Source organism: Pseudoduganella sp. RAF53_2, from assembly GCF_052113985.1.
Classification (GTDB): domain Bacteria; phylum Pseudomonadota; class Gammaproteobacteria; order Burkholderiales; family Burkholderiaceae_D; genus Rugamonas.
Genome location: NZ_JBFRDW010000793.1, coordinates 1 through 2385, shown reverse-complemented (window position 1 = coordinate 2385; position 2385 = coordinate 1). Strand labels below are relative to the sequence as shown.

Sequence of the window (2385 nt, the reverse complement as noted above, 5' to 3'; positions counted from 1 at the left end):
CGGGCGCTCAGTGTGACGCCAACGTTGTTGTCGGCTTTACTGGCCAGTGTGATGGCCGCGTTGGCTGCGCGCCTGGGCGTGACCAGAAGCGCGTCGCCTTGCACCGCCACGCTGGCAACGGCAGGGTCGGACGAGCGGGCGGTGAACGGCGCAGTTCCGAGTCCGTCTCGGCTGGATGTGCGGACAATATAGCGCTGCGCGCCCTCGCCTGCCTGCAAGCTCAGTTGCAAGCCACGCTGCGCCAACCCGATACTGACAGGCGCCACACGCATGTCGCCCACACGCAGGTCGTCCACTTCAAAATCGCCGCCGCTGGCCAGCACGCCCACTCGGGTTGGCGGCAGTGAGGGCTCGTCCATGCCGATGGTGCGGAAACCGTTGACGTGCAGGGTGAGCAGATTGCGGTCGCGGTCCAGGCGCATCGTGTAGAAGCTGCCCACCGGATCGGCTTCGCGGCCCACGCGCTTGAGGTAGCGCAGCTTGCCATCTTCCATGCGCACGACGACCAGCGCGACGCGGTCGCTGCCCGGCGTAACGTCCAGGCCGAAGCCAAGCCAATTGCGTTCGTCAGCATACCCGGCGATGATCAGCCCCTGTCCGCCCGCTTGCGCAGGCCGCAGGCGGGCCTCGATGAAGTGGGCGCCCTGGCTGGCAGACTGGGTTTCTTCAGCGGGAATCRGGTGCGCTGCGCCATCTGCACGCGAGAACAGCACGTGATTCGGCGCCTCGGCCTGGGATCGAACGGCGGGAGCGGCGCCGGTCCAAGTGCCACTGCCCTGCTCAAAGTCGCGGCACCAGCCCGCGCCGCCGGGACAAGCCGCCTGCGCGGCAAACGATACGGTAGCCGCAGACGCCGCGGCGATCATTTTCAGGTTCATGGAATGCGGATAATGCGCAGAGCCATATACGGACGGCCCGGCAAAGTGATGCTGCGTTGATTCTTGTCAGCGAAGGTGTAGTCGTCGCGCTTCTTAATCTCGAACACACCGTCCACCGGCGTGATGGTCATATTCCAGGTGTCGATGATCTCGGCACGGAACTTCATGCCATCCTTCAGGCCAGTCTTGAACAGCACGAAAGGCCAGCTTGCCGGGGTCTTCTTGCCGAAGTAGCCAAGGTAATACTGGGCGTGCTTGCCGGCGAAAGGATAATCCTGCCACTTGTCGATCGGCTCCAGGCCTTCCGGCGGACTCTCGCTCAGAATCTTGCGGAAGAAAGCCAGGCGCTGCGGACTCTGGCCGTGCAGCACGCCGCCCTTCGACCACCACGCGATTTCATTGGGGTCCTGATAGGTTTCGCTATGTCCGACGTAGGTGCCTGCGATGGCGCCTTCCCAGAAGCGCAGCACCATTTCCTCCGGCGTGAGCTGGCCCCAGCGCTGCTTGAAGTTGCCTTCGTACTTCACCTCGTCGTACACCACGGGTTTGTTATAAGTGTCGCGCAGCAGCACGGCGCGCTCGAAATCTTCCGCAATCGCACCGCTTTGCACGCTGACGTGCGTCACCCAGGGCTTGGTGTGGTTGTAGAATACAAAGGCGTTGTGGATGGAGCGCAGGTGCTGATAAGGGTCGCTGGCCTGGACGATCTGGAAATAACTATCCCAATCCTCCATGGTCTTGCTCTTGACGAAGTCGAACTCATTGGCCATCGACCACCACACATTGCGGTAGGACGACAGGCGCGCGACGACATAGCGCAGGTAGCGTTCATTCACGTCCCTGGGCATGCTGTCGAAGCCCCAGTGGCCCTTATCATAAGGGTGGAACAGGATGATGTCGGCTTCGATGCCCATATCGCGCAGCTGTCCGACGCGCTGCTCGAAGTGGCGGAAAAAGGCCGGATTGAAGCGGCTGAAATCCCAGGTCGCAGGCGGCTTGCCTTCGAAAGGATAGAAGCGCGGCTCGTTCATATTGTACTCATAGCGCTTCGGAAAAACGGCCATGCGCATCTTGTTGAACGGCGCCGCGGCCAGCGTTTTCAGCGTTTGCTGTTCCAGCTCCTCGGTCTGGTGGGTCCAGACGTAGCTGGTGGTGCCGACCTGCCAGAACGGCGTACCGTCTTCATAGCCGAAGTGCCAGGTGTTCCGCACATGCACCGGGCCGTGATTGCCCGGACCAGCTGGCGTCGCGGTGATGCTGCCCTTCCTGCCATTAAGTTCGGCGCCATTGCTGTGCGTTTCATAGGTCCACTCGCCGACCGCATCCGGCATGAAGCGGATTTTGTACTGGCCCTCTCCATCGTAAAAACCCGGCACTTTCAGCGTGCGCTGGCCCTGCGTGAAGATAGCGTACAAATCGACGTCCATGAAAGGATTGCCGGCGCTGGGCCCTGCCAGCGAAATCTCGGTGCTGCCCCAGCGTTCAACGGTGGCGGCGTGCGCGAGGG

Annotated in this window: 2 protein-coding genes; both read right to left on the bottom strand. The window is 62.1% G+C overall.

Features of this window, described 5'->3' with window-relative positions:
- On the bottom strand, window positions 1–878 hold an 878-nt coding region (locus tag AB4Z11_RS29555), incomplete at its 3' end, for a hypothetical protein (protein WP_442029423.1).
- Window positions 875–2385: DUF5060 domain-containing protein (locus AB4Z11_RS29550; RefSeq protein WP_442029421.1), on the bottom strand; the 1511-nt coding region annotated here is incomplete at its 5' end. The genes AB4Z11_RS29555 and AB4Z11_RS29550, both read right to left, overlap by 4 nt.